This is a genomic window from Micromonospora sp. NPDC020750, from assembly GCF_044334565.1.
Taxonomy (GTDB): Bacteria; Actinomycetota; Actinomycetes; order Mycobacteriales; family Micromonosporaceae; genus Micromonospora.
Genome location: NZ_JBIRTH010000002.1, coordinates 501,845 through 524,135, shown reverse-complemented (window position 1 = coordinate 524,135; position 22,291 = coordinate 501,845). Strand labels below are relative to the sequence as shown.

Sequence of the window (22,291 nt, the reverse complement as noted above, 5' to 3'; positions counted from 1 at the left end):
GCTTCGACGCATCCTCGCTTGACCACAGGGCCCGGCATTGGCAAGGTTTTGCAGGCTTCGCGCACACCGTACGGCAGACCAATCCCGTTTCTCCACTGAGGACGGAACAAGCGGCGGTGACCGGGCAGCCGCCCGTGCCGCACCTGGAGGACTGAGTTGATCACCATCCGCTCCGTGACCATCACGGCGCTCGCCTCGGCCGTCCTGGCCACCACGCTCACCGGCTGCCAGTTCGGCACGGCGGAACAGGACACGAGCCCCATCGTGATCGCCGTGGACCTGGAGCTGTCCGGCTCGGCGGCCCCTGTCGGCAAGGCGTACCAGCGCGCTCTGGACCTGAAGGTCGAGCAGCTGAACGCCTCGGGCGCCCTGGGCGCCCGGAAGATCGAACTCAAGGTGAAGGACAACCGCTCCGACGCGAGCGAGTCGCTACGCAACGTGGACGACTTCAGCAACGATTCTCGGGTCAGCGCGCTCATCATGGGCGGCTGCAACGAGTGCGCCGTCGGCGCCGTCCGCACGATCAACGAGAAGAAGCTCCCGACCGTCGCGCTCGCCCCGGCCAGCGCCGTCGCCAGCCCGGTGGCCGAACGCCGGCACGTGTTCAAGCTGGCCCCGAACGCGGTGGACAGCGCCGCCGCCCTCACCAATGAGCTGCACCGACGCGGCATCAAGAAGGCCGCGGTGCTCAGCAGCGAGGACAGCTACGGCCAGGAAGGGCTCGCCGCCCTGCGCAGCGAGTTCACCAAGGCCGGCATCCGGCTGGTCCGCGAGCAGGGGGTCAAGGCCACCGAAACCGACGTCAACCAGCCGGTCCGTACGCTGGTCGACCGCAAGCCGGAGGCGCTGGTCGTCTGGACCCCGCCGGGGCAGGCGATGCTCGCCGCCGCCGCCGCTCAGGAGGCCAAGTTCAAGGGTTCGCTCTTCTTCGACGCGGTGGCGGCCGGGGATCTCTTCCTCGGCGCGTCGGCCGGGTCGACCGAGCAGGCAACCCTGATCTTCACCCAGACCATGGTGATCGACGACGTCATCGCCACCACCCCCGCCAAGGCGGCCCGCCGCCAGTGGTTCCAGAACTACACGGCGCGGTTCGGCGGCTACAACGGTTTCTCCTCGTTCGCCGCGGACGCCGTGCAGCTCATCGCCGACGCCGAGCTGCGGGCCGGCGGCAAGCCCGGCCGGGACGGGCGGGACGGCCTGCGCGACGTGCTCGAGACGTCCCAGATGGACGGCCTGTCGGGCCCGATCCGGATGACCCCGGACAACCACTCCGGGCTGATGCCGCAGGCCCTGACCACCCTGGTCGCCCGGGGTGGCCGCTGGCGGCTCGCCGGCTGACGAGGTGTTCGCCGTGACCGGCGCGGGTCCAGGCCCACGCCGGTCACGGCGGCATCCGGCCGGCCGACCGGACGAACCGGCCGGCCGACCGTGCTCACCTGGTCGAGGTGGTCTCCCGAACCCACGGCAGGGCCAGCCGCTCCAGGAAGACCAGTGCCGAGTAGAGCAGGATGCTGATCAGCGCCACCAGCATGATGGCCGCCCACGCGGTGGCGGTGTCGCCCATACCGGCATACTGGGTGATGACGTATCCGAGCCCGCCCTCCCCGGCCTGGAACTCGCCGATCACCGCGCCGATCGCGGCCAGCGGCATGGCCACTTTCAGGCCGACGAAGATCTGCGGCAACGCGGCCGGGAACCGCACCTTGCGGAACGCCTGCCACCAGGAGGCGTTCCAGGAGCGGACCAGCTCGGCGAGGTCCGCCGGGGTGGTGGTCAGGCCGGTCGCCGTGGACAGCACGATCGGGAAGAAGCACAGCAGGAAGACCATGGTCAGGATCGGCTTCTGACCCCAGCCGAGCGCCACCACCAGCAGCGGCCCGAGGGTGATCTTCGGGACCGCGTTGACCGCGACGAGCAGCGGGGTGAACATCCGCTCGACCGTGCGCGAGGCGGCCAGCGAGAGCCCCAGCAGGACCCCGGCCACGGCGGAGAGCGCGAAGCCGATCAGGATCTCCAGCAGGGTGGCGCCGGCGTGTTCGAGCATCTTGTCCGGCTTGTCGGTGAACGCCGACAGCACCGAGTTGGGGGTGGGCAGCGCGGCGGGGTGCACCAACTCCAGCCGGGCGGTGACCCACCACACCGTGAACGCGATCAGCAGGCCCGAGGCGGGCAGCAGGGCCCCGTTGAGTCCGAACCGCACCCCGGCGTTGAGGCCGGAGCGACCGGGTGTGGGTGTGCGGGCGGGGGCGGCGGGCCGGTGCGCGACCGCCGGCTCCGGTGACCGGAGGTCGGTCATCTTCTCTTCCTCTCCTACCGGCGCGGTGGCCGGGGATGGAACGGGGGTACGCCCCGCCGGAGGCCGGCGGGGCGTACCCCCGAGGACGGTCGGACCGGTCAGGCCTTCGGCGCGAGGTCGAAGTCGATGATCTGGTCGGGGGTGAGGTTCTGCTTGAGCGAGCCCGCGCCCTGGAGGATCGCGATGCTCTTGGCGACCCGCCCGCTGTCCAACGTGCCGATCTGGGTGCCCGAGTTGCTGGACCGGACGTACCCGGCCATGAGCCGGAGCTCCGCGGCGGCGGCTGCGGGGTTGCTGGCGTCGACGTTCTTCTTCAGGATGTCGCCCGCCTCCTCCGGGTTGGTCAGCGCGTACTCCAGGCCCTTCATCAGGGCGGCGGAGAACCGCTTGACCATGTCCGGCTTCTCCTTGGCGATCTTGCTGGAGGTGATCAGCACGTTGCCGTAGAGGTCCTGCATCACGTTGCTGTACGGCAGCATGACGGCCTTCTTCTTGGTCACCGCCTCGATGGTCGGCTGGCCGACGACGAACTGGCCGATGCCGTCGACCTGGCCGGCGGCGAGCGTGCCCATCAGGAGTTGCGCCTCGCCGTTGACCCAATTCACCTTGCTGGCGTCCACGCCGGCCAGCCGGGCGTACGTCGGGAAGAGGTTGCGGACCACGGAGCCGGGGGTGTCGGCGAGCTTCTTGCCCTCCAGGTCCTTCGGAGAGGCGATGCCGGTGCCCTCGACGGTCGCGATGCCCGCCATCGTGCGCTGCTGGATGGCGGCCACGGCGACGAAGTCCTTGGCCTGGCCGTTGCCGAGCTGGAGCAGACCACCGGTGAGGTCGATGGGACCGAAGTCGGCCTGTCCGCCGACGATGGTCTGGATGACGGTACCGGTGCCCTGACCGGGCTTGATCTCGACGTCGAAGCCGGCTTCCTTGAAGAAGCCCTTCTCCTTCGCCACCCAGGCGTAGGAGTCACGGCCGAAGTTGCCGAAAGAAGTGAGGTACGTCACCTTTTCCAGCGCCTTGCCGTCGCCGCCCTTGGCGCCGGACGAGTCCGCGTCACTGCTGCACGCGGACACCAGGGTGAGTGCGGTGGCCAGAGCGGCCGCGGCGACCGTGCGGGTCAGCCTTTTCATCTGTGCACCATGTCCTTTCCGACCAGGGGCGATGCGCCTCCGGAGGGGTTGTCGAGAGGGACGGCGTCGACAGAGGGGGGAGCCGACGCCACCGTCGTGAGGGGACTTCTCGCCGGCACAGACTACGCAAGGGACCTGCCGGTGTAGCAAGGAGTGTCGGTTGCGGAACGGAAACGAACTGACGTCCACCCCGGACCCCCCGGGCTGCGCCGCGGCGGGCTACCCTGGCTGCGCTCCTGACCGCTTACTCAGGGAGGACACCGGCGATGATTCGACTGTCCGGGGTGTCCCGCACCTTCGACGGCCGCTCCGGCCGGGTCGAGGCGTTGCGGGGCATCGACCTCGACGTGACCGAGGGCGAGTTCGTCGCCGTGCTCGGCCGCTCGGGCTGCGGCAAGTCCACCCTGCTGCGCATGATCGCCGGGCTGCTGCCGGTCACCGCCGGGCAGATCACCGTCGCCGGCACACCGATCACCCGTCCCCGCCGGGACATCGCGATGCTGTTCCAGCGGCCCGCCCTGCTGCCGTGGCGCTCGGTGCTGGACAACGTCCTGCTGCCGGTGGAGATCTTCGGCTGGAAGCGGGCCGGACACCGCGCCCGCGCCCGGGAGCTGCTCGAACTCGCCGGGCTGGCCGGGTTCGAGAAGCGGCTGCCGCACGAGCTGTCCGGCGGCATGCAGCAGCGGGTGTCGCTGTGCCGGTCGCTCATCGGCGACCCCCGGGTGATGCTGATGGACGAGCCGTTCTCCGCCCTCGACGCGCTCACCCGCGAGGAGCTCTCCGGCGAGCTCCAGCGGGTGCACATGACCAGCGGAGCCACCATCGTCTTCGTCACCCACTCGATCGACGAGGCGGTGCTGCTCGCCGACCGGGTGGTCGTGCTGAGCCCTCGCCCCGGCCGGATCCGCTCGGTGGTCGAGGTGGACATCCCGCGTCCCCGCACCCTCGGCCGCAACGCCCACCTGGCCGACGTGGCCCGGGTCAGCGCCGAGCTGCACGAACTGCTGATGGAACGTGACGCACCAGCCGGGCCTGGCCCGGCCCCGCTCGGCCCCGGCACCCACCGGCAGCCCCCGGTACGGGCCGGCGCGGAGGCACGCTGACCGTGCGGGTGGTCGTCTTCACCGAGCCGCACCGGGGCGCCAGCTACGACGACCAGCTCCGCTTCGCCCGGGCGCTCGAGGCGGGCGGCTTCGAGGGCTTCCTGCGGGCCGACCACTACCAGGCCATGGGGGCCGACCCCGGGCTACCGGGCCCCACCGACGCCTGGCTCACCCTCGCCGCGCTGGCCCGGGAGACCTCCCGGATCCGGCTCGGCACCCTGGTCACCTCGGCCACCTTCCGGCTGCCCGGGCCGCTCGCGGTGATGGTCGCCCAGGTCGACCAGATGAGCGGCGGCCGGGTGGAACTGGGCATCGGCGCCGGCTGGTACGAGCGGGAGCACACCTCGTACGGCATCCCGTTCCCCGCCGTCGGGGAGCGTTTCGACCGGCTCGCCGAGCAGCTCGAAGTGATCACTGGCCTGTGGCGTACCCCGGTCGGCGAGGCCTACAGCTTCCACGGCGACCACTACCGGCTGGTCGACGCGCCCGCCCTGCCCAAGCCGGTGCAACAGCCCGGCCCGCCGGTGATCATCGGCGGACGCGGCCCCAAGCGCACCCCGGAGCTGGCCGCCCGGTACGCCGACGAGTTCAACATGCCGTTCAAGAGCGTCGCCGAGACGGCCGCCTCGTACGACCGGGTGGTCGAGGCGTGCGACCGCCACGGCCGTACGGACTCGGGGCGGGCGCCGCTGGTGCTCTCCGCCGGGATCGTCGTGGCCGTCGGGGGCACCGACGCCGAGGTGCGGGAGCGGGCCGCGCCACTGCGCCGCATGAGCGCCCTGCCGCCGGAGGACCCGGTGATCGGCTCCCCCGCCCAACTCGTCGACCGGATCGGCGAGTTCGCCGCGGTCGGGGCCACCCGGGTGCATCTGCGACTGACCGACCTGGCCGACCTGGACCACCTGGAACTCATCGCCGCCGAGGTGCTCCCGCAGCTCTAGGACGCGCCGGCGGGATCGAGCCGGGTGGACGACGCCCGGCGCCGACGAGCCGGCCGGTGAGGTGGTCCACCACGACCCCGGGGCCCGTCCACCGCTCACCGCTGTCGGAGACACGACGTACCTGGCCCGGCCGGCCGAGCTGAAGTAGCCGCAGGTCGGGCGCGTCGCCGCGCCGCGCTGCGCCAAGGTGGCGATCGGGGGCACCGGGCCGTAACGTGCCCGACATGGCCTTTCGGACGTGGGGCAAGCTACTGCTCACCGCGCTCGGGGTGAGCGTGCTGGCCGGGGCCGGTCAGCTCGGCGTCGCGTACGGGTTCGGCATCGTCCGGCTCGTCGGCGACTTCACCGACGCCACCGTCAACCGGTGGCCTGCCCAGCTGGTCTGGGTGAGCTGGTTCGCGACGGTCGCCGCCGTGGTCGGGGCCGTGGTGGTCGAGCGTATCGCCCGTGCCGAACCCCTCATGGCCACCACGACGGGGCAGCTCGGGGTGGCCGGCGTGGCGGCGCTGGGCGCGACCGTCGTCGCCCTGCTGTGCATGCAGCCGGCCCGCGCCACCGAACTGAGCGGCGTCGACCCGGTCTGGGCGGTCGGCATCTGCGCCGTCCTCGGCGCGGTGGCCGGCGCCGGGGCGGCGTTCGCCGTGCTGCTCCGCCCGCCGCTGGGCTGGAACCTGGCGATGATGGCCGGCGCGGTGTGGCTGGTCGCCCTGTTGTCGTCCCTGCCGGCCCTGGTCGGCACCGGCCCGCTGCCGACCGTGCGGCTGGGGGTGTTCGAGCCGGGCTGGCTCGACGACGCCGCGGCACAGCGGCTGGCCATGCTGCTGCTGCCGCTGGTGGCCCTGCTCGCCGGCGCGGCCTCGGGCGCGCTGGCCCGCTGGCGGGGCCACCCGCCGCTGATCGGCGGCGCGTCCGGCGCGGCGGGCCCCGTGCTGGTCGCCTTCGCCTACCTGGCCGCCGGCCCGGGGAACCCCGTCGACCGGTACCAGCTCGCGCCTTACCACGGCGCTCTGATCGCGGTCGCCACCGGCGCGCTCGGCTCCGCCGCCGCGACCCTGGCCCGCTGGCCGCTCGTCACCTCCGGCCGCCCCGCCGACCAGCGGGCCGACCGGCCCGCGACGCCGGGCGAGGCCGTCGGCGACCCGGCGATCGAGCCCACGGACATCCTCCGGCCGCTGCCGATCGGCCCGACCGTGCCGGTGACCGGTGACGCGGACGGCGCCGACCCCGTCGGCCCGCCCACCTCGGACACCGCCTCGGCCCGTCGGGTCCCCGCGACCGTCGGCGATCCGCTGCCGGAAGACCGCTCCGGCGGCACCCGGGACCGTGCCGCGACGGGCACGCCGGCCGGAAGCACCCCGGCGCACTGGGAGTGGCCGATGGCCACCGAGGCCGCCCGCGCGACGCCTGCCGCGCAGGGCGCCCCGCCCCGCCCCACCGACCCGCACGCCCCCGCCGAAGCCTCCCGCCCCGCCGACGCCACACCCCCCGCCGCCGCCCCCCGCCCCGCCGAAGCCTCCCGGCCCGCCGACGCCACACCCCCCGCCGCCGACGCCTCCCGGCCAGCCGACGAGGGCGCCGGGGTGCCGGCCGCCGAGACGCCCCGGCCGAAGCGGGTCCGCAGGCCGAGGGCCGGTGTCGGGCTGCGGGTGCCGGCCGCCGAGACGCCCCCGCCGGCCGACGTCCCCGGCCCGACCGACACCGAACCGGCCGCCGTGACGGATCAAAGCGCCGCCGACGCCGCGGGCGCGAGCCGCCCCGACACGGGCGTCACCGCCACGCCGGCGGCCACCCCGGCCCGGCGGCGAGCCGAACCCACGTTCTTCGAGGCACCCACGTTCGACGACGTGGTGCACCCCGCTCCGCCGGAGCCGACCGGGGCGGGCGACGACGGCCCGCGCGACCCGTCGCCTCCGGCCGCGCCGGACAGCCGGCCGGACCCCGTCGACCCCGACCCGCGTCCCCGGCCTCGGCGGCCCCTTCCCGATCTGGGCCGGGTGACGAGCTGGGACGCGTTCGGCAACGCCGTCCGGCGGGCCGGCCCCACGGCGACCGACAACCGTGGCGCGGCCGGGCAGCAGCCCACGGACCCCCGGCCGGCCGGGCCCGGACCGAGCGAACCGGGCCGGTCCGACGACGGACGAGACGGCGGCGACCGGACCGGCGCCGGACAGACCGCCCACCCCGGACCGGACGAGTCCGAGTCGGCCGACGCCGGGTCGGCCAGCGCGGGCCCGGTGGCGGCCGGTGCGGTGCCCGAGGACCCGGCCACCAGCCGGTCCCGCCTCCGGCGCGCCCTGTTCCGGCGCAACCGGGCCCGGACCGCCGAGGACGCGGCACCCACGGCCGAACAGGACGACCGCCGGGAACAGCAGCCGCTGCCGGCGCAGGACGAGGAATACGTCGACTGGGTCACCGGCCTGGCCCGCCCCGTGCCGGACCAGGACGGCGGGCCGGAGGGCACCGGCCAGCGGTCGCTGCGTTCCTCCGGCCGCCACCACCGGGACTGACGGCGAGGATCGACGACGGACCTCCGGCGCGGTGGTTGACGTTGAGCGGCAGCACCTCCGGTTCCGAGCCGGAACCGGAGGTGTCGTAGAGCCGGACCGGCGGGTTGTCGCCGGTCAGCTCGACCTCGGCGAACGGCACCCGGACGTCCGGCCTGGCCCCCTCGACGTAGACCTTGCGTCTGCCTGCATGACAGCCTCCCCGGTGGTCATCCGGACCAGCCGAAGTGGTCCAGCGGGCCGTGTCCCGCGCCCAGTTCCCAGTCCCGCGCGCCGGTCAGCGCGCGGGTCACGTACTCCTTGGCGGTCGCGACGGCCACCGGCACCGGATCGCCCAGCGCCAGCCGGACGGCGATCGCCGCCGAGAACGAGCAGCCGGTGCCGTGGCTGTGCCGGGTCGGCACCCGGGGCGCGCGCAGCAGGACGGTCGCCCCGCCCCCGTGCAGCACGTCGACCGCGTCGTCGCCGGCGTCCACGTCGCCGCCGGTGACCACCACGTGCGCCGGGCCGCCGGCGACGAGCGCCCGGGCGGCGGCGATCATCTCCTCGACCGTGGTCACCGGACGTCCGGTGAGGGCCGCGGCCTCCGCGCGGTTCGGCGTCGCCACCTCCGCGTACGGCAGCAGCCGCTCGACCGCCCCGACCACGCCGAGCCGGTGCCCGCTGGTGGCGACCAGCACCGGGTCGACGACGAGGTGCGGCAGCCGACCCGCCCGCGCCGCTCCGGCGACCGCGTCGGCGACGGCCTGGGTGCCGAGCATCCCGGTCTTCACCGCCCGGACGCGGAAGTCGCCGAGCACGCTGTCGAGCTGCTCGGTGACCGTGCGCGGCGGCAGCGGCAGGACGGCGTCCACCCCCCGGGTGTTCTGCGCGGTGACGGCGGTGAGCACGCTGGTGCCGTACGCGCGGAGGGCAGCGAAGACCTTGAGGTCGGCCTGGATGCCGGCACCCCCGCCGGAGTCGGAGCCGGCGATGGTCAGCACGGTCGTCGGCGTCACGCCGGTCACCCGCGCCTTCTGGTGGTCGGCGTCGGGGGCTTCGGCCGACCGCGCCTGCTCCGGGCGGTCAGGCTTGGCCCCTCCGTGGGGGCGGTCGGCCGCTGCTCCGTGCGGGAGACCGCCGCGTGGTCGTGCCGGGTGCCCGGCGTCCCGAAAGGAACGGCCAGCGCGGCGGCTGCCTCGCCGGGGTCGTCGGCCCGCATGATCGCGCCGAGGACCGCCACCCCGACAGCGCCCGCCTCGACGCAGGCGCGGACCTGGCCCGGTGTCTCGATGCCGCCGAGGGCGAGGACCGGCACGGGGCTGAGCCGGATCAGCTCGCCGAGCCGGGCGGGGCGCAGCGGTGGGCCGTACCCCGGCTTCGACCTGCTCGGATACACAGGCGAGACGGTGGCGTAGTCCTCCGTGGTCAGTCTCGCCAGATCGGCCGTGTCGTGGCAGGAGCGGCCTACGAGGCCGAGGCGCGGCGGCGGGTACGGGCCGGCGGCCGGCAGGTGGGCGGCGTCCCCACCGAGGGGGTCGGGGCCGGCGACGACCAGGGTGCCGCCCGCCCCGGCGAGGATCGGGCGCAGGTCGGCGGCGAGGGCGGCCCGCTCGGCGCGGGGCAGGTCTTTCTCCCGCAGCACGACCCACCGCACTCCCCCGGCCACGGCAGCGCCCACGACGTCGACCAGTCCCCGCCGCGCCTGCCACCGATCGGTGAGCACGACAACGCCCGCCGGGACCCGGGTGATTCTGGTGGAGGGTGGACCCGCCGGGGGGCGGCTGCGACCAGGATCGGCGGTACCGGTGGGGGTCACAGGTCCGGCCTTCCCTCGTCGGGGGTGGAGGCCAGGGCGTGGAAGCGGCGTGGGATGCGGCCCGCACCGGCGGCGAGGCGGCCGGCGCGGACCGCGTACCGCATGGCGGTGGCCATCGCCGCCGGGTCGGCGGCCCGGGTGACGGCACTGGCCAGCAGCACCGCGTCGCAGCCCAACTCCATGGCCAGCGCCGCGTCGGAGGCGGTGCCGATCCCGGCGTCGAGGATCACCGGCACGTCGACGCCCTGCCGGATCAGCCGGATGTGGTGCGGGTTGTTGATGCCCAGGCCGGAGCCGATCGGCGCGCCGGCCGGCATCACCGCCGCGCAGCCGACGTCGGCCAGCCGCCGGGCCATGATCGGGTCGTCCGACGTGTACGGCAGCACGGTGAACCCGTCGGACACCAACTCCTCGGCGGCGCGCAGCAGTTCCACCCCGTCGGGCAGCAGGGTGCGCTCGTCGCCGATCACCTCCAGCTTCACCCAGTCGGTGCCGAACGCCTCGCGGGCCAGGTGGGCGACCTTGACCGCCTCGCCGGCCGTGCGGCAGCCGGCCGTGTTCGGCAGCAGCTTCACCCCGCACCGCTCCAGCAGGTCGAGCAGCCCGCCGGCGGTGCCGGGGGCGGTGTCGACGCGGCGCAGGGCGAGGGTGACCAGCTCGGTGCCGGAGGCCCGGATCGCCTGCTCCAGCGCGTGCAGGCTGGCTGCGCCGCCGGTGCCGAGGATCAGCCGCGACCCGAACGTCTCGCCGCCCAGGGCGAAGGGCGCCGGCTCGGGGGCGGTCCGGCCGGGGTACGCCGGTGCGACGGGCACCCCGCTCACCCGCCCTGTGCGGCGCTGAGCACCTCGACCCGGTCGCCGTCGCGCAGCGCGGTCGTCGGCCAGCCGACGCGCGGCACCACCTCGCCGTTGACGGCGACGGCGAGGCCGCCGCGCTGCTCGGTGACCAGGCCGATCAGGTCCGCCACGGTCGCACCGGGGGACAGCGTCCGCCCGGCGCCGTTCACCGTCAGTTCCATGTGCGTGCTCCTCCTCGAAGGCCCGACAGCGATCGGTCGTGCCGAAGTGGTCAGTGGTGCCGGACGCGGTCAGCCGTGCCGGCGGTGGCCGGCGAACCGCTCGGGGGTGAAGGGGGCGAGCAGTGGGTCCGCCTCCCCGGTGACGACCAGCTCGGCGACGAGGTCGGCGGTGACCGGGGTGAGCACGATGCCGTGCCGGTAATGCCCGGTGGCGGCGAGCACCCCGGGCCGGCCGGGCACGGGCCCGATGATCGGCGCGTTGTCCGGGGTACCGGGGCGCAGCCCGGCGCACGCCTCCGCCAGGTCGTACTCGGTCAGTTCGGGAACCAGGTCGACGGCGGCGCGCAGCAGCCGCAGCGCCGCCCCGGCGGTGACCTGGGTGTCGGCGCGCTCCTCGACGGTCGCGCCGACCACCACCTCGCCGCCGTCCCGGGGCACCAGGTAGACGGACTCGCCGTCGGCGTACCCCCGGATCACGTGCCGGAAGCCCGGCGGGCCGCCGCCGGGCGCGCGGAGCCGCAGGATCTGCCCCTTCACCGGCCGGACCGGCAGCCCGGTGAGGGCGGCGGCGCCGCAGCCGGCGGCGACGACGGTCACCCGGGCGTCCAGCTCGGACAGCTCCCGCACCGGGCCGGCGACCAGGCTCGCGCCGGCCCGCTCGGCCGCGACCCGCAACGCGGCGACCAGCCGCCGGGGGTCGACCTGGTGATCGCCGGGGGCGACCGCGCCGCCTCGCACCCGCAGGGCGAGCGCCGGCTCGCGGTCGCGCAGCTCCGAGGGCCGCAGTGGGGTGATCGGCAACCCCAGCCCTCGCTGGTACGACCACAACCGCCGCGCCTCGGCCAGGTCGTCGCTGGTCAACCCGACGACGAGGGTGCCCTCGGTGCGGTACCCGAATCCGGTCCCGGCGGCCTCGGCCAGCTCGGTGGCGAACCCGGGCCAGCGGGCGGCGGAGGCGGCGAGCAGCCCGGTCAGCTCGTGCTCGCCGAAGTACGCCTCGGCGACCGGCGACAGCATCCCGGCCGCGACGTACGACGCGCCCGACCCGGGGGCCGGGTCGTGCACCACGACCCGCAGCCCGCGCGCCGCGCACCGCCAGGCGACCGCCAGCCCGACCGGCCCGGCGCCCACCACCGCCACGTCGACGGGCCCCTGCCCGGTGGGCGTCAGCACGTCAGCGCCCCGAGCAGCTCGGCGGTGGTCCGGCCCGGGTCGGCGGCGGCGGAGAGCGCCCCGACCACCGCCACCCCGTACGCCCCGGCGGCGCGCAACGCCGGGACCGTCGCGGCGGTCACCCCGCCGATGGCGATCACCGGCACGGCCACGGCGGTGGCGACCGCACGCACCCCGGCGGGGCCGATCGGGTCCGGCAGGCCGGCCTTGGTGCCGGTGGCGTGGCACGGGCCGACGCCCAGGTAGCTGGCCCCGGCGGCCACCGCGTCGGCGGCGGCGTCCGGGGACCGGGCGGTCGCGCCGAGCGTCGCGGCCGGGCCGAGGACCCGGCGGGCCGCCGCCACGGGCAGGTCGTCCGCGCCGACGTGCCCACCGGCCGCGCCGACCGCGAGCGCCACGTGCAGCCGGTCGTTGACCAGGCACGTCGCCCCGTACGGCGCGCACGCCGCGACCACCCGCCGGGCCAGGTCGTACGCCGCGCGGTCGGTGGCGTCGTCGGTGACGCGGACCTGGACGACCAGCTCGGCGCGGGCCACCGCGAGGGCGGCGTGCAGCACGGCGAGCGGGTCCCGGCCCGGCCGGGTGTCGGTGATCAGATGCAGTCGCCCGAGGGACGGCACGGCAATTCTCCTCCCTGCGCCGGCATTACCCGGATCAGGTTCGACGGTCGGGGGCTCTGAGCCCCCCTCTCAGCCCGGTACACCGGGCTCCCGTGGGTTACTTGCGTGTCACCGTACGACGGATGGGCTGCACCGCCAAGGGGGTGGGCCAGTGGGCTGGACCACGGCCGCCCGGCTCAGAGGATGGCGTCGAGCGCGTCGAGGTCGTCGTCGGTGGGCTGCCAGACGCCGGCCTCCGCGTTGGCCCGTACCTGCTCGGGCGTGGTGGCGCCGGCGATCACCGAGGTCACCGCCGGCCGGGCGGCCAGCCCGCCGATGGCCACCTGGAGCAGGGACAGCCCTCGCTCGGCGGCGTACGCCTCCAGCGCCTCGATGACGTCCCACCGTGCGGCGGCCAGGCGCGCGGCGTACCGGCCGCCCCCGGAGAGCCGGCTGCCTGCGGGTGCCGCCTCGCCGCGCTTGTACTTGCCGGTGAGCAGCCCGTTGGCCAGCGGGAAGAACGGCAGCATGCCCAGGCCGAACCGCTCGCAGGCTCCGATGACCTCGGCCTCGACGCCCCGCTCCAGCAGCGAGTAGTGGTTCTGCGCGCTGATGAACCGGGCCCGCCCGTTGGACGAGGCGACCCAGTCGGCGTCGGCGATCTGCCAGCCGGCGAAGTTGGAGTTGCCGAGGTAGCGCACCTTGCCGGCGCGGACCAGGTCGTCCAGGGCGGCGAGGGTCTCGTCGATCGGGGTGCCCGGGTCCGGCTCGTGCATCTGGTACAGGTCGATGTGGTCGGTGTCGAGCCGGCGCAGCGACGCCTCCACCGCCCGGGCGATGTACCGCCGGGCACCCCGGGCGCCGTGGTCCGGGCCGTTGCGCCCCTGCATGTCCATGCCGAACTTGGTGGCCACCACCACGTCGTCCCGGCGGCCCTTGAGCACTTGGCCGAGCAGCTCCTCGGAGCCGCCCGGCTCGTCGCCGTAGATGTCGGCGGTGTCGAAGAGGTTGATGCCGGCGCCGAGGGCGGCGTCGACCACCGCCCGGGTGCCGTCGAGGTCGAGCTTACGGCCGAAGTTGTTGCAGCCGACGCCGACCACGGACACCACGAGCCCGGAGTCGCCCAGCCGTCGATAGGTCATCTCAGTCACGAGATCCACCCTATGCCCGCCCCGACGCGGTCACCGGCCGGACGCCCCACGGCCCCGGCGTAGCCCACCCGCCCCGGCAACGGCGGCCCGCTGCGGGCACCGCCCCGAGACGGCCGCCCGGCGGCTCAACGGGGCTCACCAGAGAGGAGCTGCCGAAGAACGCGCATGTCGGAGGCGACCCGGGCACGGCCCGCCGAGCGGCGGGTCAGCGGAGCGCCTCGGCGACCAGCCGGTGCCCGTCGGCGACGGTGGCGGCCAGCTCGGCGGGGGTGCGGCCGACCGCGCCGAGCAGCCCCTGTGCCCGGCGTGCGAAGTCCACCGGGACGTCCGGCAGCCGGCCGGCCGAGGCGATCATGCCCTTCTCGTTCACCAGCCACCGCCCGGCCCGGCCGTGCAGCGCCTGGACGACCACGCCGACCGCCCGGAACAGGCAGCCGGCCACGTAGCCCCCGTCCCCCGCCGCCGCGCCCTTGGCGGCTGCGTCGAGCAGGAACCCGGCCTCCCAGCCACCGGCCAGCAGGGCCGTGGCCAGCGCCGACGGGTAGCACCCGGTCTCCGCCCGCAGCGCGGTCAGCTCCCCGGTCGGGTCGCCGAGCACCCGGCACAGCGCCACCTCGCCGGCGTAGGCGTGCGAGTAGAAGCCCAGCGGATGACCGGCCTGCACCTCGACGGTGTACCGGCCGGCCCGGCACTCGGCCCAGACCCGGCCCACCCGGTCGAGGTCGCGGTAGATCCAGTCCACCGCCACCCCGCCGACGCGCAGCCAGCCGCCGCCGTCCACCCACGGCCCCCAGCCGCCCGGCGCGGTCAGTTCCACCTCCGCCCCGGCCACCGAGGTGGCGATGGCGCGCAGCGCCGGCACGTCCAGGCCACCCCGGTAGTAGAGGCCCACGTCCCAGTCGGAGTCGGGCCGGTGTTCGCCCCGGGCCCGGCTGCCGCCGAGGGCCACCGCGACCACCCCGTCCACCCCGCAGAGCCGGTCGACCAGCTCGTCGCCGATCACCCGACGTCCCAGACCGGCTCGGACGTCTGCACCACCTCGCCGTCGCCCCGGAACAGCACGAACCTGTCGAAGGACCGGGTGAACCACCTGTCGTGGGTCACCGCGACCACCGTCCCGGCGAACGCGCTCAGGCCCGCCTCCAGCGCCTCCGCGCTGGCCAGGTCCAGGTTGTCGGTGGGCTCGTCGAGCAGCAGCAGCGTCGCCCCGGACAGCTCCAGCAGCAGCACCAGGAAGCGGGCCTGCTGGCCGCCGGAGAGGGTGCCGAACCGTTGGTCGCCCTGCCCGGCCAGCTCGTACCGGCTCAGCGCCGCCATCGCGGCGTGCCGGTCCATCCCGGCCCGGTGCTCGTCGCCGCGCCAGAGGATGTCGACGAGCGTGCGGTCCACCAGCTCGGGGCGGTCGTGGGTCTGCGAGAAGTGGCCGGGGCGGACCCGGGCGCCGAGCCGGACCGTCCCGCCGTGCGCCACCGGGGCGAGCGCGGCGGCCCCGTCGACCGGGCCGTTGGCCGGCTCCGGGTCGGTGCCGCCCCGCGCCAGCAGCCGCAGGAAGTGCGACTTGCCGGTGCCGTTCGCGCCGAGGACCGCGACCCGGTCGCCGTACCAGATCTCCAGGTCGAAGGGGTAGGTCAGGCCGTCCAGCTCGAGCTGCTCGGCGACCACCGCGCGCTTGCCGGTCCGCCCGCCGGTCAGCTTCATCCGGATGTCCTGGTCCTTCGGGGGTACGGGCGGCGGCCCGGCCTCCTCGAACTTGCGCAGCCGGGTCTGCGCGGCCTGGTAACGCGAGGCCAGCCCGTCGTTGTACGCCGCCTTCTGCTTGTACATCAGCATCAGCTCGCGCAGCTTCTGGTGTTCCTCGTCCCAGCGGCGGCGCAGCTCGTCGAGGCGGGCGTGCCGGGCCACCCTGGCCTCGTGCCAGCTCGCGAAGCCGCCCGGGTGCACCCAGGCGCTGCCGCCCTCCACGGCGACCACCCGGCCGGCGGTGCGGGCCAGCAACTCCCGGTCGTGCGAGACGTAGAGCACCGACTTCGGCGACTCGCGCAGCCGGTCCTCCAGCCACCGCTTGCCGGGCACGTCGAGGAAGTTGTCGGGCTCGTCGAGCAGCAGCACCTCGTCGGTGCCGCGCAGCAGCAGTTCGAGGGCGAAGCGCTTCTGCTGGCCGCCGGAGAGGGTCCGCACCGGACGGTCCCGGGCGGCGTCCCAGGGCAGGTCGAGCACGATGGTGGTGACGGTGTCGAACAGCACCTCGGCGTCGTACCCGCCGGTCTCGCCCCAGGCGGCGAGCGCGTCCGCGTACGCGAGCTGGGCCCTGCCCGCGGCGGTGCTGAACTTGCCGCGGGTCTCGGCCGCCCGCATGGCCGCCTCGGTATCGGCGAGTTTGCGGCCGGCGTCGCGCAGCCCCGGCGGGGCGAGCGACAGGGCCAGGTCGGCGAGGGTGGAGTCGTCGCCGATCATGCCGATGAACTGGCGCATCACGCCGAGGCCCCCGGAGCGGGAGACGGCACCGGTCCGCACCGGCAGGTCGCCGGCGACCATCCGCAGCAGCGTCGTCTTGCCGGCCCCGTTCGGCCCGACGAGGGCGACCTTGGCACCCTCACCGACCCGGAACGACACGTCGGTGAAGAGTTCCCGGCCGTCGGGCAGGATGTGCCCGACCATCGCCACGTCCACATATCCCACGTCGGCATCCTGCCCGAGCGGGTGGGCCGGGCGACACTCGATTACCGGGTGACCCGCAGCACCCGGAAGCCTTTCTGGCTGGCGTGCCGCCGCACCTGCCAGCCCTGGTCGACCAGCCAGCGGTGCAGGGAGTCGCCGCCGAGGTGGCGGGCGACCACCAGCCAGGCCACGCCCTCCGGGGCGAGCCGGGGCAGCCAGCGCAGCAGCAGCTCGTGCAGACCCTCCTTGCCGATCCGGATGGGCGGGTTGGACCAGATCTGGGCGAAGGCCAGCTCGGTCGGCACGTCGTCCGGGGCGACGACCCGGACCCGGTCCGCGGCGCCGACCCGCTCGGCGTTGGCGGTGGTGAGCGCCCGGGCCCGCTCGTTGACGTCGACCGCCCAGACGGTGGCCGCCGGAGCGCTGTCGGCCAACACGCAGGTGATCGGGCCGAAGCCGCAGCCGAGGTCGAGCAGCGGGCCGGCGACGGCGGGCGACGGCAGGTCCGCCTTGCGGAGCAGCACCGCCGTGCCCGGGTCGAGGCGGGCGGCGGAGAAGACCCCACCGGCCGACGTCAGGGTGTATTCGCGCCCGACGGCGGTGAACTCGACCTCCCGGGGACGGGCGTCGGTTCCGGGTTCAGCGCTGAAGTAGTGGTCGCCGGTCACGTCCGGCATTCTCGCACCGCCGGGTGGACCGCCGGTGGCGCGGTGGGCGGTGGCGACGACCCGGCATCGCGATATCTCGTTATTACCCCCTAAAGGGACAATAAGCCCTACTCTGGGCGGCATGGTGTACCGGTACGAATCCGATGAGGACGCATTCGAGGGACGCCCTCGGCCCGGCTCGGAACTGTCGACGATCGGCGACGCCGGCCCCGCCCATGCCGGCCCTTCCCCGTCCCGCTTCCCGACGCCGTCCCTGCCCCGGACCGCCCGGGTCGCGCCGCCCACCCCGCCGGGCCCGGTCCCGCCCCGCGGCGCACCCCCGTTCCCCCCGCCGGCCACCCGGGCTCCCGCCACCACCCAGCCGCTGAACCTGCCCCGGAACCGGCGGGCCCCGGAACCCGGCCGAAGTGGCGGCCGACTCTGGCAGGTGCTGATCGGCGGCGCGGCGGTCCTGGTGCTCCTCGCCCTCTGCGGGCTGGCCGGCGCCGCCCTGCTGCCCGACGGGATCTCGCAACCGAAGGCCACCCCGAGCCTGCCGGCCGCCGCCCCGTCGCCGTCACGCACCGAACGGCAGGACATCGACTCCCGGGACACCGACCCGGCGCCGCTGACCGCCAAGGAGGTCTTCGCCGGCCGGCAGCTGACCATCGGCGACGGTGAGGAGCCCTACGCGGTGCTCAAGACCCAGTCGAGCGCCAACTGCCCCACCGCCGCCACCGACGAGGTGGCCGACCTGCTCGTCCGGCTCGGCTGCAACCAGGTGATCCGGGCAACCCTGCGTTCCCCCGACGAGGAGTACCTGCTCACCGCAGGGCTGTTCAACCTGACCGACCTGGCCACCGCCCAGCGCGTCCGGGACCGCCTGCGGGAGCTGCTCGACGGGCGGGAGGGGCGGTTCCGCGGCATGCCGGCCGGCGACGACACCGAGGCGCTCACCGAGGCGCCCTCCCGGGTCGGCTGGCAGGTACGCGGCCACTACCTCGCGTACTGCCTGGTGGTCCGGGCCGACGGCAAGCCCGTGAAGGCCGGTGACCCGAAGGTCCGCGAGGTCCTGTACGACCTGATCGAGCTGCACCTGGACAAGAAGGTGCTGGAGCGCCGCGCGACCGGCGGCTCGACCGGCCAGGCCACAGCCGCCCCCGGCGGAACCAACTGACCGGCGCCCGGGAACCCGCGGCCCTCAGGTCTGCGTGGGGACGCGAAGCCGGCGGGTGAGGTCTGAGCGGCGGGCGTACTCGGCCGGGTCGTCGGGGTAGCCGACGGCGACCAGGGTCAACCCGTGCGCCGGGGCCACCGTCACCTCGCTGGACCGGTCCCGCCGGGTCAGCAGGCCGCCCGGCCAGTCCACCGGGCGCCGGCCGTCCCCGGCGACCAGCATCGCCCCGACCAGGCTGCGGACCATCGCCTGGCAGAACGCGTCGGCCTGGACGGTGGCGACCAGGATGCCGTCCGGGTCGCGCCGCCAGTCCAGCCGGGTCACCTCCCGCAGCGTGGTGGCGTTCTCCTTGCGCCGGCAGTACGCGGCGAAGTCGTGCTCCCCCACCAGGCCCGCCGCTGCGGCGTTGAGCAGGCCCGGGTCGAGCGACCTCGGCCAGGCCAGCACCTCGTGCCGGCGCAGCGGCTCGGCCCCGAACGGCGCGTCGGTCACCCGGTACTCGTAGCGGCGGAAGGTCGCCGAGAACCGGGCGTCGAATTCGGCCGGCACCTCGGTCATCGCCCGCACCCGCACATCGGTGGGGAGCAGCCGGGCCAGCCGGCGCAGCAACGAGCCCTCCCACTCGCGCCACGCGGCGGCGGGCAGATCGAGGTGGCACACCTGACCGGCGGCGTGCACCCCGGCGTCCGTCCGCCCGGCCACGGTCAGCCCGGTCGCCACGCCCGCCCCGAGGACCAGGTCCAGGGTCTGCACGAGTACGCCGGCCACCGTCCGCCGGGTCGGCTGGGCCGCCCAGCCGGAGAAGTCCGTGCCGTCGTACGAGACGTCCAGCCGCAGCCGGATCCGCTCGTCCACCTCGCGTACCTCCTCACGGGTCGGGCCCGGCATCCCCGTGGGGGTGCCGGGCCCGAAGGTGCCGTTGGTCAGGCCTTGTTCTCGGTGGCCTCGTCGCTGTCCTCGCGGGCGGCGTCGGTGTCGCCGGACGCCGACACCGGCGCCTCGGCGTCCTGGTCGCCGGACTTCGCCTGCGGGGTCTCCTCCGCGGGGGCGAGCGCCTCGACCTTGTCCTGCTGTGCGGCCTTGCGAGCGGCGGTCTTCTTGTTCGCCTTGGGCTCGGCGACCTGAAGCTCCTCGACCAGCTCGATGACCGCCATCGGAGCGTTGTCACCCTTGCGCGGGCCAGTCTTCACGATCCGGGTGTAGCCACCGTTGCGGTTGGCGTACCGGGGCGCGATCTGGTCGAACAGGGAGTAGACCACGTCCTTGTCCTTGACGACGCCCAGCACCCGCCGCCGCGCGGCGAGGTCGCCCCGCTTGGCCTTGGTGATGAGCTGCTCGGCCAGCGGACGCAGCCGCCTGGCCTTCGTCTCGGTGGTCTTGATCTTGCCGTGCTGGAACAGCGCGGTGGCCAGGTTGGCCAGCATCAGCCGCTCGTGCGCGGGGCTGCCGCCGAGGCGGGGGCCCTTGGTGGGCGTGGGCATCTTTGGTGCTCCTCAGGTGTGGCGGCAGCGGGGACTAGAGCTGCTCGGTCTCGCGGTAGTCGTCGGTGTCGTAGTCGGCCTCACCGAAGGCGTCCACGACGTTCGCCGGGTCGAAGTTCGGGGCCGAGTCCTTCAGCCCCAGACCCATCCCGGCCAGCTTCATCTTGACCTCGTCGATCGACTTCTGGCCGAAGTTGCGGATGTCGAGGAGGTCAGCCTCGGTGCGCCCGATGAGCTCACCGACGGAGTTGATGCCCTCGCGCTTGAGGCAGTTGTAGGAGCGGACGGTGAGGTCCAGCTCCTCGATCGGCAGGGCCAGGTCCGCCGCCAGCTGCGCGTCCTGCGGGGACGGCCCGATGTCGATGCCCTCGGCGGTCTCGTCCAGCTCCCGGGCCAGCCCGAAGAGCTCCACCAGCGTCGAACCGGCGGAGGCCAGCGCGGTACGCGGGCCCATCGACGGCTTGGTCTCGACGTCGATGATCAGCCGGTCGAAGTCGGTCCGCTGCTCGACCCGGGTCGCCTCGACGCGGTACGTCACCTTCAGCACCGGCGAGTAGATCGAGTCGACCGGAATACGGCCGATCTCGGCGCCGGACTGCTTGTTCTGCGCCGCGGTCACGTAGCCGCGACCCCGCTCGACGGTCAGCTCCATGTCGAGCCGGCCCTTGCCGTTGAGGGTGGCGAGCTTCAGGTCCGGGTTGTGCACCGAGACGCCGGCCGGGGGCTGGATGTCGCCCGCCGTCACGTCGCCCGGGCCCTGCTTGCGCAGGTACATGCTGACCGGCTCGTCGTGCTCGGAGCTGACGCACAGCTCCTTGATGTTCATGACGAGTTCGACCACGTCCTCCTTGACGCCGGGGATCGTGGTGAACTCGTGCAGCACGCCGTCGATCTTGATGGAGGTGATCGCCGCACCCGGGATGGACGACAGCAGCGTGCGCCGCAGCGAGTTGCCCAGGGTGTAGCCGAAGCCCGGCTCCAGCGGCTCGATGGTGAACCGGGACCGGGTCTCGTTGATCGACTCTTCGGAAAGAGACGGTCGCTGACTGATGAGCATGTCTTCTCTTCTCTTCCGGGACGCCCGCTATTTGACGTCCGCGACACAAACTGTTCCGGTGGTCCGCCCCGCAGGGCGGACCACCGCAACGAGCCCGACTACTTGGAGTAGAGCTCGACGATCAGCTGCTCCTGGACCTGGGTGTCGATCACCTGGCGGGCCGGGAGCGAGTGCACGAGAACCTTCATCTGGCTCGGGATGGCCTCCAGCCACGCCGGGACCGTCTTCGAGCCGGCCTGAGCCTGCGCCACGATGAACGGGGTGAGCTCCTTGCTCTTGGCCCGGACCTCGATGATGTCGTGCTCCTTCACCCGGAACGACGGGATGTCGACCTTCTTGCCGTTCACCGTGAAGTGGCCGTGCTTGACCAGCTGACGGGCCATGTCACGCGAGTGCGCGAACCCGGCCCGGTAAACGACGTTGTCCAGCCGCGACTCGAGGATCTGCAGGAGGACCTCGCCGGTCTTGGCCTGCTTGCCCACGGCCTCCTCGTAGTAACCGCGGAACTGCTTCTCCAGCACGCCGTAGACGCGGCGGGCCTTCTGCTTCTCGCGGAGCTGGAGCAGGTACTCCGTCTCCTTGGTGCGGCCGCGGCCGTGCTGCCCGGGCGGGAACGGCCGGGACTCGAACGGGCACTTCGGGCCATCGCACTTGCTGCCCTTGAGGAACAGCTTCATCTTCTCCCGCCGGCAACGGCGGCAGTCAGCACCGGTGTAACGAGCCATCTCTCTCTACCTCTCAGACCCGGCGACGCTTCGGCTGACGGCATCCGTTGTGCGGCTGCGGGGTGACGTCGGCGATCTGCCCGACCTCCAGCCCGACGGCCTGCAGCGAACGGATCGCGGTCTCCCGGCCGGAGCCGGGGCCCTTGACGAACACGTCGACCTTGCGCATGCCGTGCTCCATCGCCCGACGCGCAGCGGCCTCGGCGGCCAGCTGTGCGGCGAACGGGGTCGACTTGCGCGAGCCCTTGAAACCGACCTGGCCGGCGGAAGCCCAGGAGATGACCGCACCGGTCGGGTCCGTGATGGACACGATGGTGTTGTTGAAGGTGCTCTTGATGTGCGCCTGCCCGTGGGCGACGTTCTTGCGTTCCTTGCGCCGGACCTTCTTGACGGCGGCTCCGGCACGAGCCTTCGGTGGCATAAGTCTGTGCGCTCCTAGTTACTTCTTGCCGGGCTTCTTCTTGCCGGCGACGGTCCGCTTCGGGCCCTTGCGGGTCCGCGCATTGGTCTTGGTCCGCTGGCCACGCACGGGCAGACCCCGGCGGTGCCGGATGCCGGCGTAGCAGCCGATCTCGACCTTGCGGCGGATGTCAGCGGCGACCTCGCGGCGCAGGTCGCCTTCAACCTTGTAGTTGCCCTCGATGTGGTTCCGGAGCTGGACCAGCTCCTCGTCCGTGAGGTCCCGAGCGCGCTTGTCCGGCGAGATGCCGGTGGCGGCGAGCGTCTCCAGGGCGCGGGTACGACCCACGCCGAAGATGTAGGTGAGCGCGATCTCCATCCGCTTTTCGCGGGGAAGATCCACGCCGGCTAGACGTGCCATGTGCGGGCGTACTCCT

Annotated in this window: 23 protein-coding genes, 2 pseudogenes and 1 riboswitch; of the genes and pseudogenes, 6 read left to right on the top strand and 19 right to left on the bottom strand. The window is 74.1% G+C overall.

Annotated features, from left to right (window positions below):
* Positions 1–156 precede the first annotated feature (156 nt).
* A complete protein-coding gene (locus tag ACH4T9_RS07700) occupies positions 157–1,338 on the top strand; it encodes an ABC transporter substrate-binding protein (RefSeq protein WP_396670318.1) in 1,182 nt (393 codons plus the stop codon).
* A 94-nt stretch (positions 1,339–1,432) separates the two neighbouring features.
* Here the strand turns inward: ACH4T9_RS07700 and ACH4T9_RS07695 are convergent, their stop codons facing one another.
* Both ACH4T9_RS07695 and ACH4T9_RS07690 read right to left on the bottom strand, forming a co-directional pair.
* Entirely contained in the window at positions 1,433–2,296 is an 864-nt protein-coding gene (locus ACH4T9_RS07695) for an ABC transporter permease (RefSeq protein ID WP_396670319.1), read from the bottom strand.
* Positions 2,297–2,394: 98 nt separating this feature from the next.
* Complete coding sequence (locus ACH4T9_RS07690; protein ID WP_396670320.1) at positions 2,395–3,423, bottom strand: ABC transporter substrate-binding protein; 1,029 nt, start codon at positions 3,421–3,423, stop codon at positions 2,395–2,397.
* A 266-nt stretch (positions 3,424–3,689) separates the two neighbouring features.
* Between ACH4T9_RS07690 and ACH4T9_RS07685 the strand changes: the two genes are divergently transcribed.
* The 4 genes and pseudogenes from ACH4T9_RS07685 to ACH4T9_RS07670 all read left to right on the top strand — a co-directional run bounded on the left by ACH4T9_RS07685 (position 3,690) and on the right by ACH4T9_RS07670 (position 7,974).
* Positions 3,690–4,526, top strand: a complete 837-nt coding sequence (locus tag ACH4T9_RS07685; RefSeq protein WP_396670321.1) for an ABC transporter ATP-binding protein — start codon at positions 3,690–3,692, stop codon at positions 4,524–4,526.
* 2 nt (positions 4,527–4,528) lie between these two features.
* Positions 4,529–5,467 carry an LLM class F420-dependent oxidoreductase gene (locus tag ACH4T9_RS07680; protein ID WP_396670322.1) on the top strand — a complete coding sequence of 313 codons (939 nt, stop codon included), beginning with the start codon at positions 4,529–4,531 and terminating at the stop codon, positions 5,465–5,467.
* Positions 5,468–5,507: 40 nt separating this feature from the next.
* Positions 5,508–5,615 (top strand): annotated as a pseudogene (locus ACH4T9_RS07675) (cupin); the annotation flags it as partial.
* A gap of 76 nt (positions 5,616–5,691) precedes the next feature.
* Entirely contained in the window at positions 5,692–7,974 is a 2,283-nt protein-coding gene (locus ACH4T9_RS07670) for a hypothetical protein (RefSeq protein ID WP_396670323.1), read from the top strand.
* A 52-nt stretch (positions 7,975–8,026) separates the two neighbouring features.
* Here ACH4T9_RS07670 and ACH4T9_RS07665 read toward each other — a convergent pair.
* The 11 genes and pseudogenes from ACH4T9_RS07665 to ACH4T9_RS07615 all read right to left on the bottom strand — a co-directional run.
* A pseudogene (locus ACH4T9_RS07665) lies at positions 8,027–8,113 on the bottom strand (hypothetical protein); the annotation flags it as partial.
* Positions 8,114–8,180: 67 nt separating this feature from the next.
* Entirely contained in the window at positions 8,181–8,969 is a 789-nt protein-coding gene (gene thiD, locus ACH4T9_RS07660) for a bifunctional hydroxymethylpyrimidine kinase/phosphomethylpyrimidine kinase (protein WP_396670324.1), read from the bottom strand.
* Positions 8,970–8,974: 5 nt separating this feature from the next.
* A complete protein-coding gene (locus tag ACH4T9_RS07655) occupies positions 8,975–9,703 on the bottom strand; it encodes a thiamine phosphate synthase (RefSeq protein WP_396670748.1) in 729 nt (242 codons plus the stop codon).
* Positions 9,704–9,765: 62 nt separating this feature from the next.
* A complete protein-coding gene (locus tag ACH4T9_RS07650; RefSeq protein WP_396670325.1) occupies positions 9,766–10,581 on the bottom strand; it encodes a thiazole synthase in 816 nt (271 codons plus the stop codon).
* 5 nt (positions 10,582–10,586) lie between these two features.
* Positions 10,587–10,787, bottom strand: a complete 201-nt coding sequence (thiS, locus tag ACH4T9_RS07645) for a sulfur carrier protein ThiS (protein ID WP_396670326.1) — start codon at positions 10,785–10,787, stop codon at positions 10,587–10,589.
* A 69-nt stretch (positions 10,788–10,856) separates the two neighbouring features.
* Positions 10,857–11,960 carry a glycine oxidase ThiO gene (thiO, locus tag ACH4T9_RS07640; protein WP_396670327.1) on the bottom strand — a complete coding sequence of 368 codons (1,104 nt, stop codon included), beginning with the start codon at positions 11,958–11,960 and terminating at the stop codon, positions 10,857–10,859.
* Positions 11,954–12,580 (bottom strand): thiamine phosphate synthase, encoded by a 627-nt coding sequence (locus ACH4T9_RS07635; RefSeq protein ID WP_396670328.1) that lies wholly within the window; start codon positions 12,578–12,580, stop codon positions 11,954–11,956. The genes thiO and ACH4T9_RS07635 overlap by 7 nt, the downstream gene beginning before the upstream one ends.
* Positions 12,575–12,684, bottom strand: a riboswitch (TPP riboswitch). (Overlaps the previous gene by 6 nt.)
* Before the next feature lie 72 nt (positions 12,685–12,756).
* On the bottom strand, positions 12,757–13,719 hold the full coding sequence (locus tag ACH4T9_RS07630) for an aldo/keto reductase (RefSeq protein WP_396670329.1): 963 nt from the start codon (positions 13,717–13,719) through the stop codon (positions 12,757–12,759).
* 196 nt (positions 13,720–13,915) lie between these two features.
* Complete coding sequence (locus tag ACH4T9_RS07625; RefSeq protein WP_396670330.1) at positions 13,916–14,713, bottom strand: nucleotidyltransferase domain-containing protein; 798 nt, start codon at positions 14,711–14,713, stop codon at positions 13,916–13,918.
* On the bottom strand, positions 14,710–16,389 hold the full coding sequence (locus ACH4T9_RS07620) for an ABC-F family ATP-binding cassette domain-containing protein (protein ID WP_396670331.1): 1,680 nt from the start codon (positions 16,387–16,389) through the stop codon (positions 14,710–14,712). Before ACH4T9_RS07620 ends, ACH4T9_RS07625 begins: the two co-directional genes overlap by 4 nt.
* A gap of 41 nt (positions 16,390–16,430) precedes the next feature.
* Positions 16,431–17,036, bottom strand: coding sequence for a class I SAM-dependent methyltransferase (locus tag ACH4T9_RS07615; RefSeq protein ID WP_396670749.1), 606 nt, complete (start codon positions 17,034–17,036; stop codon positions 16,431–16,433).
* 121 nt (positions 17,037–17,157) lie between these two features.
* Between ACH4T9_RS07615 and ACH4T9_RS07610 the strand changes: the two genes are divergently transcribed.
* Positions 17,158–18,192 (top strand): hypothetical protein, encoded by a 1,035-nt coding sequence (locus ACH4T9_RS07610; protein WP_396670332.1) that lies wholly within the window; start codon positions 17,158–17,160, stop codon positions 18,190–18,192.
* A gap of 24 nt (positions 18,193–18,216) precedes the next feature.
* Here the strand turns inward: ACH4T9_RS07610 and truA are convergent, their stop codons facing one another.
* From truA to rpsM, 6 genes are all read right to left on the bottom strand, one after another.
* Positions 18,217–19,047: a tRNA pseudouridine(38-40) synthase TruA gene (truA, locus tag ACH4T9_RS07605; RefSeq protein WP_396670750.1), complete on the bottom strand. Its 831-nt coding sequence runs from the start codon at positions 19,045–19,047 to the stop codon at positions 18,217–18,219.
* A 68-nt stretch (positions 19,048–19,115) separates the two neighbouring features.
* Positions 19,116–19,673, bottom strand: coding sequence for a 50S ribosomal protein L17 (gene rplQ / locus ACH4T9_RS07600; RefSeq protein ID WP_387015046.1), 558 nt, complete (start codon positions 19,671–19,673; stop codon positions 19,116–19,118).
* 34 nt (positions 19,674–19,707) lie between these two features.
* Entirely contained in the window at positions 19,708–20,730 is a 1,023-nt protein-coding gene (locus ACH4T9_RS07595; protein ID WP_161685869.1) for a DNA-directed RNA polymerase subunit alpha, read from the bottom strand.
* A gap of 98 nt (positions 20,731–20,828) precedes the next feature.
* Complete coding sequence (gene rpsD / locus ACH4T9_RS07590; protein ID WP_350881949.1) at positions 20,829–21,455, bottom strand: 30S ribosomal protein S4; 627 nt, start codon at positions 21,453–21,455, stop codon at positions 20,829–20,831.
* A gap of 13 nt (positions 21,456–21,468) precedes the next feature.
* Complete coding sequence (gene rpsK / locus ACH4T9_RS07585) at positions 21,469–21,876, bottom strand: 30S ribosomal protein S11 (RefSeq protein WP_161685873.1); 408 nt, start codon at positions 21,874–21,876, stop codon at positions 21,469–21,471.
* An 18-nt stretch (positions 21,877–21,894) separates the two neighbouring features.
* Complete coding sequence (rpsM, locus tag ACH4T9_RS07580) at positions 21,895–22,275, bottom strand: 30S ribosomal protein S13 (RefSeq protein WP_089012515.1); 381 nt, start codon at positions 22,273–22,275, stop codon at positions 21,895–21,897.
* Positions 22,276–22,291 lie beyond the last annotated feature (16 nt).